This window comes from Thermostichus sp. OS-CIW-20 (assembly GCF_054061455.1).
Genome location: NZ_JBSSEF010000002.1, coordinates 159,298 through 176,302, shown reverse-complemented (window position 1 = coordinate 176,302; position 17,005 = coordinate 159,298). Strand labels below are relative to the sequence as shown.

General features: G+C 61.2%; 16 protein-coding genes. 3 read left to right on the top strand and 13 right to left on the bottom strand.

All coding sequences use genetic code 11. The features are described 5' to 3' along the window. Positions 1–29: 29 nt before the first annotated feature. Positions 30–1,046, bottom strand: coding sequence for an adenylate/guanylate cyclase domain-containing protein (locus ACVWXC_RS01720; RefSeq protein ID WP_011431202.1), 1,017 nt, complete (start codon positions 1,044–1,046; stop codon positions 30–32). A gap of 133 nt (positions 1,047–1,179) precedes the next feature. Here ACVWXC_RS01720 and ACVWXC_RS01715 point away from each other — a divergent pair, with 133 nt between their 5' ends. Together ACVWXC_RS01715 and ACVWXC_RS01710 are read left to right on the top strand one after the other, a co-directional pair. Continuing rightward, entirely contained in the window at positions 1,180–1,665 is a 486-nt protein-coding gene (locus tag ACVWXC_RS01715; protein ID WP_099812843.1) for a CGLD27 family protein, read from the top strand. Positions 1,666–1,712: 47 nt separating this feature from the next. Next, positions 1,713–2,645, top strand: a complete 933-nt coding sequence (locus ACVWXC_RS01710) for a bifunctional riboflavin kinase/FAD synthetase (protein WP_099813328.1) — start codon at positions 1,713–1,715, stop codon at positions 2,643–2,645. Between the two features lie 47 nt (positions 2,646–2,692). On the opposite strand, the gene cobS is transcribed toward ACVWXC_RS01710, so the two are convergent. From cobS to rpoD, 3 genes are read right to left on the bottom strand one after another with little or no spacing between them, the layout of a single operon-like run. Then, on the bottom strand, positions 2,693–3,472 hold the full coding sequence (gene cobS / locus ACVWXC_RS01705) for an adenosylcobinamide-GDP ribazoletransferase (protein ID WP_011431205.1): 780 nt from the start codon (positions 3,470–3,472) through the stop codon (positions 2,693–2,695). A 32-nt stretch (positions 3,473–3,504) separates the two neighbouring features. Continuing rightward, positions 3,505–3,849 carry a DUF4342 domain-containing protein gene (locus ACVWXC_RS01700; RefSeq protein WP_011431206.1) on the bottom strand — a complete coding sequence of 115 codons (345 nt, stop codon included), beginning with the start codon at positions 3,847–3,849 and terminating at the stop codon, positions 3,505–3,507. Positions 3,850–3,909: 60 nt separating this feature from the next. Then, positions 3,910–5,124, bottom strand: coding sequence for an RNA polymerase sigma factor RpoD (rpoD, locus tag ACVWXC_RS01695; RefSeq protein WP_457390647.1), 1,215 nt, complete (start codon positions 5,122–5,124; stop codon positions 3,910–3,912). A 651-nt stretch (positions 5,125–5,775) separates the two neighbouring features. Between rpoD and metH the strand changes: the two genes are divergently transcribed. Then, on the top strand, positions 5,776–9,435 hold the full coding sequence (gene metH / locus ACVWXC_RS01690) for a methionine synthase (protein WP_457390649.1): 3,660 nt from the start codon (positions 5,776–5,778) through the stop codon (positions 9,433–9,435). 4 nt (positions 9,436–9,439) lie between these two features. Here the strand turns inward: metH and ACVWXC_RS01685 are convergent, their stop codons facing one another. The 9 genes from ACVWXC_RS01685 to ACVWXC_RS01645 all read right to left on the bottom strand — a co-directional run bounded on the left by ACVWXC_RS01685 (position 9,440) and on the right by ACVWXC_RS01645 (position 16,840). Beyond that, on the bottom strand, positions 9,440–10,243 hold the full coding sequence (locus ACVWXC_RS01685; protein ID WP_206336834.1) for an ABC transporter permease: 804 nt from the start codon (positions 10,241–10,243) through the stop codon (positions 9,440–9,442). Positions 10,244–10,511: 268 nt separating this feature from the next. Continuing rightward, entirely contained in the window at positions 10,512–11,423 is a 912-nt protein-coding gene (locus ACVWXC_RS01680) for an alpha/beta fold hydrolase (protein ID WP_457390651.1), read from the bottom strand. Positions 11,424–11,508: 85 nt separating this feature from the next. Further along, a complete protein-coding gene (locus ACVWXC_RS01675; protein WP_011431213.1) occupies positions 11,509–12,459 on the bottom strand; it encodes a LysR substrate-binding domain-containing protein in 951 nt (316 codons plus the stop codon). 269 nt (positions 12,460–12,728) lie between these two features. Continuing rightward, positions 12,729–13,376 (bottom strand): thermonuclease family protein, encoded by a 648-nt coding sequence (locus ACVWXC_RS01670; protein ID WP_011431214.1) that lies wholly within the window; start codon positions 13,374–13,376, stop codon positions 12,729–12,731. A gap of 261 nt (positions 13,377–13,637) precedes the next feature. Then, on the bottom strand, positions 13,638–14,126 hold the full coding sequence (locus ACVWXC_RS01665) for a YqeG family HAD IIIA-type phosphatase (RefSeq protein ID WP_011431215.1): 489 nt from the start codon (positions 14,124–14,126) through the stop codon (positions 13,638–13,640). Between the two features lie 43 nt (positions 14,127–14,169). Beyond that, a complete protein-coding gene (gene mltG, locus ACVWXC_RS01660) occupies positions 14,170–15,291 on the bottom strand; it encodes an endolytic transglycosylase MltG (protein WP_011431216.1) in 1,122 nt (373 codons plus the stop codon). A 120-nt stretch (positions 15,292–15,411) separates the two neighbouring features. After that, positions 15,412–16,176, bottom strand: coding sequence for a UMP kinase (pyrH, locus tag ACVWXC_RS01655; RefSeq protein ID WP_011431217.1), 765 nt, complete (start codon positions 16,174–16,176; stop codon positions 15,412–15,414). A 98-nt stretch (positions 16,177–16,274) separates the two neighbouring features. After that, on the bottom strand, positions 16,275–16,427 hold the full coding sequence (locus ACVWXC_RS01650; RefSeq protein ID WP_011431218.1) for a hypothetical protein: 153 nt from the start codon (positions 16,425–16,427) through the stop codon (positions 16,275–16,277). Between the two features lie 107 nt (positions 16,428–16,534). Further along, complete coding sequence (locus ACVWXC_RS01645; protein ID WP_099812838.1) at positions 16,535–16,840, bottom strand: TMEM165/GDT1 family protein; 306 nt, start codon at positions 16,838–16,840, stop codon at positions 16,535–16,537. Positions 16,841–17,005: the final 165 nt, after the last annotated feature.

The following is a 17,005-nucleotide window of genomic DNA, read 5'->3' as shown; positions in this document are numbered from 1 at the left end:
AGCCGTCCCCAGCTATCGGGATGCGGGGTCTAGGTGCCGAGAACGGCCTGCAGAGCCCCCACATCGCAGTAGTACACCTGGTGCGGGTGGGTATATCCCTTGAGCTGAACCGCCTGCTGCGCAAAGCAGGTAGCTGCCTGTCCCAGTTGTTGCGCCAAGCAGGTATAGGTGTCGTGGCTGATGGCCAAGTCGGCGTTGAGGGTGCGGGTAACACTCTCGATGCGAAAGGCCAAATTGACCGTATCGCCCAGGGCGGTGTATTCCTGGCGGGTGTTGTTGCCCACCTGGCGCACAATGGCCGAGCCGGTGTTGACGCCCGCCCCCAGGCGCAGGGGAGAAGGCAGCGGAAACTCGCCGTTCAGTTGCTCGGTCATCTGAAACAGCTTCACCATGGCCCGCAAAACCGACTTCACGTCGAGCTCGATCCCCACTTGTTCAGCTTGTAAGGGATCCTCATTGGCCTGGGGCGCATGAAACCAGACGGCCATGATCGCGTCGCCGATGTACTTATCGACAGTGCCGCCGTACTGCTGAATGATATCTCCGCCGCGCCGGAACCAATCGCCCATCACCTGGGAGAGGAGGCGCTCGTCCAGTTGCTGGGTCAGTTGTCCGTAGCCGCGCACATCCACCACGGCCACCGAGATCAGCCAGCGGGTTTGCAAAACCAGGGTGTCCGACAGTTTGGCCGCAGGACTGGGTTCTGGGCTGGCCAGGGATCCGCTGTGGAACTCGAGCTGGGATTGTCCGAGGGTGAGGTGATCTCCATCTTGCAGCAGGGTGGGAATGCTGACGCGGCGATTGTTGACGAACGAGCCGTTGCGGCTGCCCAGATCGATGAGATAGATGCTGTTGTTGTCCAGGTATTGCAGCAGGGCATGTTGGCGGGAAACGCTGGGATCGGTCAGGACGATGGCGTTGTCTTCATCGCGGCCCAGCGTCCAAGCGGTCGCTCCGGCGAGAATGTACTTCCTCTGGCTGCCGTCCGGCTCTCTCAGGATCACATAGGGGGCGGTGGTGGCGGCAGGTTCGCCTGGGACGCTCATGGTAGAACGAGAGGTAGATGCGACCACACTCTAATACGATACTCCTCTTCTCCTCGGTTGAACTGCGGCTGGGCTGGGCTTGGCGGGGGGCTGGGCCTGCCAGTATCATTTTGTGTAGATACATTAAGGCCATATGGTGGATCCCTCCCATCCCATTCCTGCTGAGCAACAGCCGCTGCGGCAGTATGCAGAGCTGAGGGAGTCTTTTCCTTTTTCCTGGCCCGCTTTGGAGTGGATCCCCTATCTCAAGCGAATCTTCGCTGTTTGGGGGGTGGTCGTGCTGGCGGTTTCGCCGCTGGTCTGGGGCAGCTTTGCCGGGGATTGGGGCCACTTCGTCTCTGGGTCTGTGCTGGGGGCCAATGCCTTGCTCAGCCTGGTGTTGCTCCACCTCTACTTGGGATGGGCCTATGTGCGGCGGCGCTTGGTGCAGGCGCGGATCCCCTATGAAGAAAGTGGCTGGTACGATGGGGCGATCTACGCGAAATCGGACGAGGAGCTGGCGCAGCATCGGCTGATCGTCCACTATCAAATCGACCCTGTGTTGCAGCGCCTGCGACGTAGCTTGTGGGCTGTGGCCGGCCTGAGCGGGCTGATGGCTTTGCTTTGGCCCCTCTGGTAGAGATTGTCGGGCGGTGGTTAATCAGCTGTTGTTCGGGATCCCAAGCGGTGCACGTAACTTCTGACCTGGCTCAAACCTTGCGACCCACCGCCGTTGCCATCGGGAACTTCGATGGCTTGCACCTGGGCCATCAGAAAGTGCTGCAGCCCATTCGCGACTCCCTGCAGGGGGTGCGCACGGTTCTCACCTTTCATCCTCACCCCCAAGAAGTATTGACGGGGCGCAGGCAACTGTTGCTCACTCCCCCTGCCGAAAAGCTGGCTCTGCTGGCGCAGATGGGTTTTGAGCAGGTGGTGTTGCTCCCCTTCACTCCTGCCTTTGCCCGCCAGCCGCCCCAAGAGTTTATCCAAACAGTACTGGAACAGGGCTTGCGCGTTCGCCATCTCAGCGTCGGCTGGGATTTCTGCTTTGGCCACCGTCGCTCGGGCAATGCCCAAACTCTCCAGGCTTGGGGATCCGAGCGCTGCATTCCGGTGGAGGTGATCCCGGAGGCGCAACTGAAGGGGGAGCGGGTGAGCAGCTCTCGCATTCGCGCTGCCCTGGCTACGGGGGAGGTGGCGGCGGCAACGGAGCTCTTGGGCCGTCCCTACCGGCTGATCGGAGAGGTGGTGCCAGGGGATCGGCGAGGCCGAGAGCTGGGTTTTCCCACCGCCAATCTGCGCCTGCCGCCGGAGAAGTTTTTGCCCCGCGACGGGGTGTACAGCGTTTGGGTGAATGTGCCTGCTGAGGCGGCAGCCCTGCCTGGGGTGATGAACATTGGCCATCGGCCCACGTTTGCCGGGCTGCAGCACACCGTTGAGGTGCATCTGCTGGATTGGACAGGCGATCTCTACGGGCAAGAGGTGCAGGTGGCGCTGCAAGGCTTTATCCGCCCAGAGCGGCGGTTTCCCAGTGTGGCAGACTTAATCCAGCAGATCCGGCAGGATTGCCAAACGGCCCGCCAACAATTGGGCTTGGCCAAGCAAGTTGGCCTAGTCTAGAGGCCCTCCCCCTCGGCCCCTCTCCCAATCCCAAAAGGAGAGGGGGGCTAGGACGGGCCAAGCAGGGATCCCCACAACAAGGCTATCGCTTCCGACCATTCCACCGTAGCTCCGTAGGTGTCCCCTGTGTGCCCTCCCAACTGGCGGTAGAGCCAATAGCCCACGGCCAGGGCTCCCAGGGCGGATCCCAGCGTCCAAAGCAGCAAAGGCCGCCAAGCCAGGAGCCCGGCCCAGCCCACCCCCCCGCTGATGGCCAGCAACAGCAGCGTGCCCGGCCACAGGGATCCCGGCAGGGAAGTGGAGTCTTTGAGGAAGCGGGCGGATCCCTGGTCGCGCAGATAGGGGTATAGGACAATGGCGAGCAACTGGCCCCAGCGCCCCCAGGCCGGCACCAAGAGCAAGAGAGGCCAGACCTGCAGGCTGCTCAGGGCAGCAAATTTCAGCAGCAACACCAGCACCAAGGCGAGCACCCCATAGGCCCCGGTGTGGCTGTCCCTCATCACCTGCAGGCGGCGGGATAGCCCGTTGACGGCTGGCCGTTCCGCGTCGGCAAAGCTTTTGGGGACGTTGACCGCCAACCCATCGGCAGTGTCAGCCACCCCATCCAGGTGCAGCCCGCCGGTTAACAGCACCCACAGAGCCACGAGCAAAGCTGCTCGCACCGGCGGCGGGAAAATCTGCAGCAAAAGCGCCGCCAGGGTGAGGATCCCGCCCAACAGCAGGCCCACCGCCGGCAGCCAGGCGGCAATGCCCTCAAACTGTAGCCCGCCCGCCCGCCCCAAAGGCAAGGCAGTGTAGAAGGTCAGGGCTGCCCAGAAGCGCCGCAATTGTTCAGGACGCTCAAAACAACGTTGATCAGCTAAGAATCATCCCGAAGGGTTCGCTCCACCACAATGGTCAGCTTGGCCACCAGAGCCCCGATCGCTCCCACAGCCGCCAACACCGGGAACAGAGCCGCCCCCAACACCCCTGCCGCCACGCCTACGCCCAGAGGGATCTCGATCAGCGTCTGCCCTTCGGCATTTTTGATCAGAATGCGGCGAACATTGGCCTCCTCGATCAGCTCGCGAATTTTGGCCAACAGCTCGTCCCCGCTGATCTTAAACTCCTCCACGTGGTACTCCACCTGGGCCGGAGGTACATCCTTGGCCTCTATGTCGGCCTTCTCAGGAAAGTTGGGATCCGGCGTCTCATTGGGGTTCATGCTGAAGAGGCTCCACACGTCGGTTGGCAGCGGCAACTGAGTCCATCCTAAGACCGGATCCTAGCGGATGTACTCTTTCAACACACTGTTGCGATTGGGGTGGCGCAGCTTGCGCAGCGCCTTGGCCTCGATCTGCCGGATCCGCTCGCGGGTCACATTGAAGATCTGGCCGATCTCCTCCAGGGTTTTCATGCGGCCATCGTCTAGGCCGTAGCGCAGCTTCAACACATCCCGCTCGCGGGGGGTAAGAGTTTCCAGCACGCTTTCCAGATCCTCTCGGAGCAAAACCTTGGCCACCCGCTCCTCAGGGGTTTCCCCTTCCGACTCGATGAAGTCGCCCAGCCGCGAATCCTCTTCTTTACCGATGGGAGTCTCCAGAGAGATGGGAAGCTGAGCCGACTTGGCGATGAAGCGCAACTTCTCGATGGTAATCTCCATGCGGGTGGCGATCTCCTCTTCGGTCGGCCTGCGGCCCAGCTCCTGAGAAAGCTGCTTGGTGACCTTCTTGATGCGGGAGATGGTCTCGTAAAGGTGAACCGGCAGGCGAATGGTGCGCGATTGGTCGGCAATGGCGCGGGTGATGGCCTGGCGAATCCACCAAGTGGCATAGGTGGAAAACTTGTAGCCCTTCTCGTGGTCAAACTTTTCCGCTGCCCGGATCAGACCTAGGGATCCCTCTTGGATGAGATCCTGAAACGACAGGCCTCGGTTCATGTATTTCTTGGCAATGGAGACCACCAGCCGCAGATTGGACTGCACCATCTTTTCTTTGGCCCGTCGCCCCCGATGCAAGCGCCGCCGGAATTCGGGCAGGGACATCTTCACTTCTTCTGCCCACAGCGTCTCCGGTACCTCCTCTGGGTCGGACCAGAGGCCCATACGCTGGAAAACGGCCTCGCGAGCCCGCTCTAGCTCCAGCAGGTCGGCAATTTTGCGGGCTAGCTCAATTTCTTCATCTGCCCGCAACAGGCGGATACGCCCGATTTCCTGCAAATAGACGCGGATGGAGTCATCGGTGTAGGGTTTTTTCTTGCTGGCCGCTTTGCGCTTGGAACGGCCCTTGGCAGCGGCGGCAGCAGCATCGGCATCCTCCTCGAGGGACTTTTCGTCGTCCTCATCATCCTCATCAAAAGCATCAGTGTCACTGGCATCCAGTTCCGTCTCGAGGGGATCCACCTCATTGTCCGCATCCAGAGGGATGGAGGATGAACTTTCCAGATCCGGTTCGAGAAGAGCCGTATGACCAGACTGCACCAATTCCTTTGCTTGAGCCATGCTGAGTTCCTCGTAACTTTAATCACAGACAACTGGAGGAGACTAAGGGGTTCTAGGCCCTGAAATGAGGGAAGCAGGTTCCAACTTTGCTGCGGCCCCTGACGCCAGATGGAGGGAGTCAAGTTCCGCAGACCCAAACCCCACTTGCGCCGGGCAAGCTCGCCCGCTTCTAGGCAACCGATCGCTCAGGCCAATCTCGAAGCAGATATCGCTCATAGGGTTTAACCGAACTGGCGCAAAACCCGTTTTGATGGGTAAAACCTCCTGAGATCTCGAAAGGCAAGTCTTTGGCTTTGCCTATCCCCTGGCACAATCCAGGCCACTTACTGAGAGGGCAGGATATTCAGCACCTCAATCACCCCAACCTATAAGGAGAAGAGCGCATTGCAGCCGCCAGCAAGCGACCTTGAGGAAGATCCCTGCAGGCAACTGTAGCCGTTCACACCAAAATGTCTTCCCTAAATTAGCCCGCCCTTGGGGAAACAGCAACGGGGCAGACGAAGAAAATCTTAACTTCACCCCACCCCGTCCCGGCTCTGAGATCCTGGTCTAGGGGATCCCTGGGTTGGCCTAGTCCGGGGAAGTGGCTCAATGCTACCTTAAATCAGACTACCTTAAAAGGAAAGGATCCCTGCCAGCGCCGCACCGCCTATGACCCATCCCTTCCTGCAGCATCTCCAGGAACGTGTGATCGTCTTCGACGGGGCAATGGGATCCTCTCTGCAAGCCCAGAACCTGACGGCAGCGGATTTTGGCGGGCCGGAGCTAGAAGGCTGCAACGAGATCCTGGTGCTGAGCAAGCCGGAGGCGGTGGAGCGGGTACACCGGGGCTTTCTGGAGGTGGGGGCCGATGTCATCGAGACCGATACTTTTGGCGCCACCTCGATCGTCTTGGCCGAGTACGGGATCGCGGAAAAAGCCTACGAGCTGAACGTGGCGGCAGCGCGCCTGGCCAAGCGGCTGGCGGCGGAGTTTTCGACGCCGGAAAAGCCTCGCTTTGTGGCCGGCTCCATCGGCCCCACCACCAAGCTGCCCACCCTAGGGCACATCGGTTTTGACGAGATGCGGGCCAGCTACGCCGAGCAGGTGCGGGGCCTGATCGACGGGGGGGTGGATCTCCTCATCATCGAGACCTGTCAAGATATCCTGCAGACCAAGGCGGCGCTGGTGGCCGTGCAGCAGGAGTTTGCCCGGCGCGGGATCCGCCTGCCGCTGGTGGTGTCTCTGACCTTTGAGGTGCAGGGGACGATGCTGGTGGGCACGGAGATCGGGGCGGCGCTGGCCATCCTGGAGCCCTACCCCATCGATGTGCTGGGCCTCAACTGCGCCACCGGGCCGGACAAGATGGCTGAGCACATCCGCTACCTCTCCCGCCATTCTCCCTTTCCCATCTCCTGCATCCCCAACGCCGGCCTGCCGGAAAACATCGGCGGCAAGGCCCACTACAAGCTCACGCCGGAGCAGTTGCGCTTCCACCTGGAGCACTTTGTGCGGGATCTGGGGGTGGCGGTGGTGGGGGGCTGCTGCGGCACCCGCCCGGATCACATCGCCGCTTTGGTGCAGGCTGTGCGGGGGCTGCGGCCCAAACGCCGCTCCGTCGAGCGCATCCAGGCTGCCGCTTCCATCTATGCCCCTCAGCCCTACCTGCAGGAGAACTCTTTTTTGATCATCGGCGAGCGGCTCAACGCCAGCGGCTCCAAGAAGATGCGGGAGCTGCTGAATGCCGAAGATTGGGACGGCCTGGTGGCCCTGGCGCGGGAGCAGGTGCGGGAGGGATCCCACATCTTGGATGTCAACGTGGACTATGTGGGCCGGGACGGGGTGCGGGATATGCGGGAGCTGGTCTCGCGGCTGGTGACCCAGATACCCATTCCCCTGATGCTGGATTCCACCGACTGGCAGAAGATGGAGGCCGGCCTCAAGGTGGCCGGGGGCAAGTGCCTGCTCAACTCCACCAACTACGAGGATGGGGAAGAGCGCTTCTTCAAGGTGCTGGAGCTGGCCAAGACCTACGGCGCGGGGGTGGTCATCGGCACCATCGACGAGGAAGGCATGGCCCGCACCGCCGAGAAGAAGTTCCAGATTGCCGAGCGGGCCTATCGCCAGGCCGTTGAGTACGGGATCCCGCCCTACGAGATTTTCTTTGACCCGCTGGCTTTGCCCATCTCCACCGGCATCGAGGAAGACCGGGCCAACGGGGCGGCTACCCTGGAGGCCATCCGCCGCATCCGCCAGGCTTTTCCTGAGGCCCACATTCTCTTGGGCATCTCCAACATCTCCTTTGGGCTCTCGCCGGCAGCCCGCGTGGTCTTGAACTCGGTGTTTTTGCACGAGTGCCGCCAGGCCGGCCTGGATGCCGCCATCGTCAGCGCCGCCAAGATCCTGCCCCTGAGCAAGATCCCGGAAGAACAGCAGCAGGTGTGCCGGGATCTGATCTGGGATCGGCGCCAGTTCAACGCTGAGGGCATCTGCACCTACGATCCCCTGGCGCGGCTGACGGAGCTGTTTGCGGGGGTTTCCGGGCAGGAGCTGCGGGCGACCGGATCCCTGGCCAAACTGCCCTTGGAGGAGCGGCTGCGGCGGCACATCATCGACGGCGAGCGCATCGGCCTGGAGGAGACCCTGGCAGAGGCGCTGCAGAAATACCCCCCCCTGGAGATCATCAACACCTTTTTGCTAGACGGCATGAAGGAGGTGGGGGAGCTTTTTGGCGCCGGCAAAATGCAACTGCCGTTTGTGCTGCAGTCGGCAGAAACCATGAAGGCGGCGGTGAAATACCTGGAGCCCTTCATGGAAAAAGTAGGCGGGGAGGTGTGCAAAGGCACCTTCTTGATCGCCACCGTCAAGGGGGATGTCCACGACATCGGCAAAAACCTGGTGGACATCATCCTCACCAACAACGGCTACAAGGTCATCAATTTGGGCATCAAGCAGCCGGTGGAAAACATCATCGAGGCCTACGAAAAGTACAAGCCCGACTGCATTGCCATGAGCGGCCTGTTGGTGAAATCCACCGCCTTTATGAAGGAGAATCTGGAGGTGTTTAACGAGCGGGGCATTACCGTGCCGGTGATCTTGGGAGGGGCGGCCCTCACCCGCCGCTTTGTGGAAGAAGACTGCCGCCAGACCTACAAGGGCCAAGTCATCTACGGCCGCGACGCCTTTGCCGACCTGCACTTTATGGATCGGCTGATGCAGGCCAAGGCGGCCGGGCGCTGGGATGACCGGCTGGGTTTTCTGGATAACTTCGAGCTGGGATCCCGCTCTGACAACCGCCAGAGGAGAGCTGCGGCAGCCGTGGAGGAAAGGGATCCCACCTTGCCGGCTCCAGAGGTGACCGTGGGCGCCGCTCCTGCCCCTGCTGTCTCGGCTGGCGACGGCGGGGCAGACACCCGTCGTTCCGAGGCGGTTACCCTCGATACCGAGCGGCCCATCCCCCCCTTCTGGGGATCCCAAGTTCTCGAGCCGGATCAGATCCCCTGGCCGGAGGTCTTCTTCTACATCGACAAGCAGGCCCTGGTAGCCGGCCAGTGGCAGATCCGCAAGCCCCGCGACCAGTCGGCGGAGGAGTTTGCCCAGTTTCTCGCCACCCAGGTGGAGCCGGTGATCGAGCGCTGGAAGGAGCGGATTGTTACCGAGGACTTGCTGCGCCCGCAGGTGGTTTATGGCTACTTCCCGGCGCAGGCGGAAGGGAATACGGTGATCCTCTTCGACCCGGCCAGCTTCCCCGAGCTGTTTGCTCTAGAGCCCGGCTCCACCACCTATTTGCAATTGCCCACCGTCGATCGCCCTCGGCTTTCTCCCCAGGTGCGGGAGCTGGCCCGCTTCACCTTCCCCCGCCAGAAGAGCGGCCAGCGCCTCTGCATTGCCGACTTCTTCGCCGACCGCTCCACCGGCCTGGTGGACGTCTTCCCCATGCAGGCAGTTACAGTGGGGCCAGAGGCCACGGCCTACGCCCAGCACCTCTTTGCCGAGGGCCAGTACACCGACTATCTCTATTTCCACGGCCTGGCCGTCACCCTGGCAGAGGCCTTGGCGGAGTGGTGCCATGCCCGCATCCGGCGGGAGCTGGGCTTTGGCGGCGAGGACAGCCCCGACATCCGCCAGATCCTGCACCAGGGCTACCGCGGCTCCCGCTACAGCTTCGGCTATCCCGCCTGCCCCAACATCGCCGATCAGCGAGTTTTGTTGGAGCTGCTCCAGACGGAGCGCATCGGCCTGAGGATGGACGAAAGCGACCAGTTGGATCCTGAGCAGTCCACCACCGCCATCGTCGCCTACCACCCGGCGGCCCGCTATTTCAATACTTGATCCCTCACCCCCGGCCCCTCTCCCTAGAGGAGCGGCTGAGCAGGGGAAAGCCCATCACGGCAACCAAGGTTATCGCGACGATCACGGTGGAGAGGGCGTTGATCTCCGGCGTCACCCCTCGCCGCGCCGTGCTGTAGATCAAAATGGGCAGGGTCTGGCTTTCGGGCCCGCTGGTGAAAAAGGAGATCACAAAATCGTCGATGGAGAGGGTAAAGGCCAGCAGCGCCGCGGCCAGGATCCCTGGCATGGCCAGCGGCAGTGTGACGTAGCGCAGCTTCTGCCAGGTGTTGGCGTAGAGGTCGTAGGCGGCTTCCTCCAAAGCCGGATCCAAAAGCTGCAGGCGGCTGCGCACCACGATGGCCACAAAGGCAATCTGAAAGGTGATGTGGGCAATCACCATCGTCCCCAGGCCCAGCTCAAACCAGCCGGTGTAGGCGCGCACCAACTGGTAAAACAACAGCAGGGTAATGGCCATCACAATGTCGGGGACGACCACCGGCAACAGCAGCAGTCCCTGCACAGCCTTCTGGCCGGGGAAGCGGTAGCGGTACAGCCCATAGCCCAAAAGGGATCCCAGCAGCGTGCTCACCAGGGTGCTGACTCCAGCCAAGACAAGGGTATTTTGCGTGGCCTGCCAGATCGCAGCATTGCGAAAGAGAGCCCAGTACCAATCGAAGGTAAAGCCTGTCCACACCAACCCGAAGCGGGCGCGGTTAAAGGAATAGACAGCAATGAGCAAAATCGGCAGGTAGAGAAAGCCATAGATGGCATAGCTCACTCCCCGCAGCCAGATGGGTATCTTCGCCACTCCCCTTCCTGCCCTCCCAGGGATCTGCCGGAAAAAGCGGCCGCGCTGCCAGCCTACCTCCCTCCAAGTCTATAGCTCGCTGCCTATGGCAAGATGTAGCAAAACTGTATGCTGCCTGCCGCTCCCCTCTCCCTTTGGCGGGGGGGCCGAGGCAGCCGAAATGCCGAGGGGGTTCTCTGTCTGCCGGCCTAAGAAGCTCGGCATGAGGGCGGTTTCTTAGTCTAAATCCGGGAAAGCCACCTTGCCTAAAGGGAGGAGTCGGCGTCCCTTAGTCCAGCTTTGGGCTCAAGCTCTCCAGAAACTCTCGAATCAAGGGCAGCACCTGCTCCGCATGCAGGGCAGGGATGGCGTGTCCAGCACCGGGCAGGATCTTGAGCTGGGCTCCAGGGATCCCCTCCGCATAGGCTTGGCAATGCCAGAGGGGAATGGTGTCGTCCCGCTCAGCGGCAACTACTAGGGTGGGAACCTGAATGGCATGAAGCTGACGTTCGACCGTATCGACGGCAGCTTGGGGGCGCAGGCGCTGGCGGAGAAATTGGCGGGCCACCGGCTGTTGGCGCAGGGATCCCCGCAGCCACAGCAGCCAAGCCAGTCGCTCCTCCCAACGTCCCCAACGGGCCAGGGGGATGGCGGCTCGCAGCAGCCTATCAACCCACGCGCCTTCCCGGAGCAAAAGCCGCATGTGCCGGTAGCGTTTGACAAAGCTGTCGTCGCGGATCCCGGCAGGCGCCAGTAAGACCAACCCCCGCAGGGGGTAACGAATGGCGTAGGCCGCCGCCACCCAGCCGCCAAAAGAGTGGCCCACCAACACCGGCTCAGGCAGGCGCAGCGCCTCGACAAACCCGCGCACAAACTCTACCTCCACGGCGATGTCGTAGCGCAGAGCCGGTTGGCTGGACTGACCAAACCCCAGCAAATCCAGGGCGATGCAGCGGTATCGGTCGCCCAACCCTTGCATCAGCGGCCACCAATTGGCGTGAGTGGCCATGAAGCCGTGCAAAAACAGCAGCGGCATCTCGCCTTGCCCCAGCTCCCGATAGGCGACCCAGCAGGACTCTGCTCCCGCCAGATTTAATCCCTCCAACTGCACCGTGTGCAGCGGGATCTCTTGAATGCGGGCCCTCAACTCCGCCAGACGCTGCGCCAAGGGCAGTCGTTCCAGTAGCTCTTGCTCCCTCATCAGCTCCCTAGTCGACGAATACAGCTTTTTCCACTTCTAAGGGATCCCCTCCGCTCTCTCCGAGCTGGTCGGAAAAAGCTGCCATTCAAGCGAGCAACTGTAAGTGGGGAGGGGGAGTTTTCAGCCAGTCTTGGCAGCTCAGCAGCCCCTCGCGAAAGCGGGTGGCCGCCTGCGATTGATAGCGCTCCGGGTTAAACGCCAGCCAAAGGGTGCGCCGTATCTGCAGCCCTTCCACCGCCAGCTTTTTCAGCCGCCCTTGCTCCAAGTCGGAGCCCACCGCCACCATCGACAAAAAAGCCACCCCCAAGCCAGCCTGGACGGCATTCTTGATTGCCTCAATCGAGCTGAGTTCCAGCCGTACATTTAGCTGGCCCGGGTTGATGCCGTGGCGATTCAGCACCCGGTCGATGGTCTGCCGCGTGGAAGACTGGGGATCCAGGGTAATGAAGGGCAAAGTCAACAGATCCACAAGGGCGGGAGCATCGAGGGCACAGCTGGGGGCGCCGACCAACACGTATTCGTCTTCCGCCAGAGCAATCACCTTCAAATGCCGCTGTAAGTCAAAGGGGATCTCCCCGCCGACAATGGCCAGATCCAGCCGACCCTCCACCAGCTTCTGGGCAATTCGCCGTGTGGATTGCACCAAGAGCTGCACCGAAATCTGGGGATAGCTGCGGTGATACTGCGCGATCAAAGAGGGCATGACGTAGGTGCCCACCGTTTGGCTGGCCCCCAAAACCAAGTGCCCCCCTCCCATCTCTTGCAAATTGGCCAGAGCTTGAACCGCTTCCCGGCAGAGCTTGAGGATGCGCTCGCTGTAGTGCAGCAACACCTGCCCCGCATCCGTCAGCTCCACCTTGCGCCCGCCGCGGTCAAACAACACCACTCCCAACTGTCGCTCCAGGTTCTGCACCTGCAAGCTGACCGCTGGCTGGGAGACAAACAGGCTCTCCGCAGCCCGCCGAAAACTCCCCTGCTGCGCAATCGCCTGAACGATGAGGAGCTGATCCAGGGTAAACGGCAGTTCATCCGCCATAGGGAACTCCAAATCACCCAGCGGGATCCCTTCCAACCCAGCGAACTCGGCAGCCCAGGATCGAAAGCCCGCCTGAGATCATCATATATAAGCAGGCTAAATACTAAGAAAATACAAAAGGTGAGCAATCTCGAGAGAACGGCTCGCTCCCGCCTTTTGGACGGGATCTGGGGTGGAGCGCCTCTCCCGAAGAGCCGTTGAAACTGTTTGTTGAAGTTGAGAGCCATCCCCAAGGGCCAGGCGGCTCTGGACCTGTCTTTGGCTTCCCTCTAGCGAGGGCCATAGGGCGTCCAATAGCCGCGCCCCTGTTGCCTTGCCGCATTGGCTGCCTCTTTGAGAATGACGCCGTACTTGAGGCCATTGGTTTGCGGCGACAGTAGGCCATGCCCCAAAAACAGCATTTCCTGGTTGATGAGGGTATTGGCCCGCCAAACGTAGGCAGGCAGGGTGGGGGTGGGGGCCAGAGCGGGATCCAACTCCAAGAAAACCTCGCGCCCCAGCAAAGCCGTCTGCAGGTATTGACCAGCATTGGAGATGGGCAGAGGGGTTTGCCCGCGCAGCTTCGTCCACGTAGGATTGAGCTCTGCCGGCAGAGGAGCAATCCCGATCAGTTGCACCAGCCGCAAATTCAAGTCCCCTTCGAGCTGGACAACCAGGGTGTTGTAATCGACCACCCGAATGACTTGTGCCCGTTTGAGGCTGCGTAGATCCGGACGGGCCACCAAGGTCAAGGCCCAAGCGGGCCATGCCGAGACCAGCAAGGGCAAGGCCAGCAGGCTGCTCAGCTTAATTAAACTCCGTCCCTGGGATATCAACAGAGACTTGGGACGGTGAGAGATGGGAACAGACCGCAGCGATTTCTGCATCATGGACTTCACCCGTTGCATGGCGGACTTGACGACAGGGATGGTTTGCATGCTTAACCTTTGAATTTGACGCTGCCTTTACACCGCCACCCGGCGGGCCCAATGCCGGAGCCGGCTCACTGCCGTCACTCTACAAAAAACTTGGGCAGATGGGTCAGTTCTGCAAGCTGTCTCTCGATTTCAACTTGCGGATGCGCCACCCCCTGACAACCTATAGAGTCATTTCAAAAATGAAACGGCTCGTTACGTTATTTCCTAGCTCCCCTCTCCCTCTGGGAGAGGGGACGGGGGTGAGGTTGTCCAAAGAATCTCTCAAACGCGGGGATCCAGGATGGCCGCAGGGCTCTTCTCCAGAGTCTTGGGCAGGAGGGAGTTGACCAATACGGTAACCAAGCCCAGCCGATTGCCCGCCAGGATATCCGTCCACAGGCGATCGCCCACGATGGCCACCGCCTCCACCGGCAGGTTCATTTGCGCCACAGCCCGCCGCAGAGCGCGCCGCGAGGGTTTGCCGGCGCCGTGAATGGAAGGCAGGTTCAAGCTCTCGCCGATTTGGCGAATGCGGTTGCGGTTGAGGTTGTTGCTCACCAGCCAAATCTGAAAGTGGGGGCGCAATTGCTCCAGCCAGGCGGCCACAGCCGGATCCACCTCAGCCTGGCGGATCGGCACCAGCGTGTCGTCCACGTCGAAGATGACGCCCCTCACCTGCCAGGCCAACAGATCTTCTGCCCGCAGCCGCAAGACAGTGCCGGCCACCACCACATCCGGTTGCAGGAGCTTGAACCAAGGTTTGCGTACCATCGAGAACCTTTTCAGCCACCAACTGCCAATGCTCCTGACCTTCTCATTGCGAAGTGGGCGGGGATCCCTGCCGCTCGCGGAGGATTTGCCGTTGAGCTGCCTCGTGCTCGGCTAGGGTCTTGCTGAAAACATGGGTGCCGTCGTAGCGGGCCACAAAGTAGAGGTAATCGGTCTCCTCAGGCTCCAAAACGGCTTTGAGGCTGGCCAAGCCCGGACTGGCGATGGGGCCAGGGGGCAAGCCGGGGGTGAGGTAGGTGTTGTAGGGGGAGGGGGTACGCACCTCGGCAAGGGTGAGGCGGCGATCTGGCGTCTGCTGGATGTTCAGGGCATATTCCACCGTCGGATCGGCTCCCAAGGGCATTCCCTTTTTGAGCCGGTTCAAAAAGACGCCCGCGATTAAGGCACGCTCCTCCGGCACGGCGGCCTCCCGCTCCACAATGCTGGCCAAGGTAACCCACTCATGCAAGGAGAGGGAAGTAGTGTGCTGGCGAAACAGGGGTAGGGCCACGGCGGCAAACCGCTGCAGCATGGCGTTGATGACAATCTCGGCTTTTTGCTGATCCGGCAGGGATCCCTCCACCTGTTCGACAGGAAAAAGATAGGTGTCGGGGAAGAGGTAGCCTTCCAGGGAGTTCAAGCTGGGGGGCAGCCAATCGAGGGGAGGGATCACGCGGGCCGTGGCGATGAAAACATCGGCTGCCAACCAGTTGCGCTCCGCCAAGGCCGCCGCCATCTGCTCGATCCGCCAGCCCTCCGGGATGGTCAGCCGCCGCTGCAGAATCCGGCCCTGCCGCAGTTGTCGGGCTACGGATAGCATGTCTTGGTTGGGATCCAAAGCGTAGGTACCTGCCTGAAACAGCCAGTCGCGTCCAAAGGTGCGGCTCCACAGCTCCCAGGCCAAGGCAGAGCGGATCACCCCCGCTTGGTGCAGTTGTTTCCCGATTAAACGGCTGCTGCTGCCCGGCTGGATCACCACCTGGATTGGCTCTGGGCCACCCAGCGGCTGAAGCCAGGTCTGCCAGCGCCAGTAGCCAAATCCAACGGCCAAGGCCACCAGGAAAGCTAAGCCTTGCACTAGACGGCGACCCCAGCGTTGGCGGCAGCGGGGCGGAGCACTTTGGGCGATCAGGCCTTCGGGCGAGGCGGGATCGCGGTGATCGGTCATCGCCTTCCCCTCCACATCGCGACAGCACATCCTCTGGCCAGGTTAGCGTGGCCAGAAGAGATCTTCAGGCCGTCACCGGTCAGTTAGGGCCACCCCCAGTGTAGCCTCGGCCTATCCCACTTAGGATCCGCTCTCCTGGGCCAGGCGGGCAGGGATCCCATTGCTCTTGGGAGTTGTTTGTCCAATCCAAGTGCCGATGGGCTCCCCTTGCACCACCCGGTAGATGTTGCCGGGAGTGGTCAAGTCGAAAACCACGATGGGTAGTTGATTTTCTTTGCAGAGGGCGATGGCAGTGCTGTCCATCACCCGCAGATCGCGGGTAAGCACATCCTGGTAGCTGAGGACATCGTAGCGGCGGGCCTGAGGATGGGTCTTGGGATCCGCGTCATAAACCCCGTCCACCTTGGTGGCTTTGAAGATCACCTCGGCATCGATCTCCGCCGCCCGCAAGGCCGCAGTCGTGTCGGTGGTGAAGAAGGGATTTCCAGAGCCTGCCCCAAAGATCACCACCCGCCCTTTTTCCAGGTGACGAATGGCGCGGCGACGAATGTAAGGCTCTGCCACCTCCTGCATGGCAATGGCCGTCTGCACCCGCGTCGGGATCCCGGCCCGCTCGATGGCATCTTGCAAGGTTAAGGCGTTGATGACGGTGGCCAACATCCCCACGTAGTCAGCAGAAGCTTGATCCATCCCCTGGGCAGCCGCTTCCTTGCGCCCGCGCCAGATATTGCCCCCTCCCACCACGATCGCCACCTGCACGCCCGCCCGCACCACCGAGGCTACTTCACTGGCAATGGACTGCAAGACCTCGGGGTCAATCCCGTAGGGACGTTCCCCCATCAGGGCTTCACCGCTCAGCTTCAGCAGAATACGTCGGTACTTCATGGCTATCCGCTCCAGCCCACCCCTGCCTACAATAGCAGCTTTGCTGGGCTAGCTCCGGTCAGGGTGTTGGTCAACAGAGCCTCTCGACGAACTTGCCATCACGGCTGCTGTTCTTCGCCAGCGCTGGCCTCCTGATCCCGAGGAACAGAACGGAAGCGGCGGCTATTGCGAGCACGACTTTTCTGAAACTGCTTGGCATACTCGCGGTTGCGCTCGGCTTTTTCCCGCTTCAGGTTGCGTTTTTTGGCCATGCTGGTCTTCCTGACCGGTTGTCCGGCATAAAGTGAGGCACTCAGGTGGAGTGCGAGGCGTCCTTAATCGTAACATGCTTTGCCGGAGCCATCCTGAAGGCCTCTGCTCAGCCAGCTATGGGCAGGGATCCCCAGAGCAGAGATAGGCCGATCAGGAGGAACCCCACGCCTGCCGAGGTTTTGATCCAGCGGGGGGGGATGACTCGCGCTACCCAAGCCCCCGCCCATACCCCAATGAAGCTGGTGCTGATTAGGGCAGCAGCAGCTCCGCAGAAGATCACCCCAAGATTTTGCGAGTGGGCACTGAGGAGCAGGGTGGCCAACTGGGTTTTATCGCCCATTTCGGCCAGCAAAATTGAGCCGAAGCTGACCAGAGCAGCTCGCGCCGCTGTCTGTTTCAAGAAAGAGAACATCTGACTGCTGTGCTGGCTCAACACGTTTCTCTGTAGCCACGTTGCTCTTACACAAGAGGATAGCTTGGTAGCCCCGTACTTGAGTACGCGGCGGAAAAGCCCTTGAGCCACTTTAGTTGCTTCTTTGTTATTAGTACAGAGCTTCTCCAGGAAAACAACCTACTG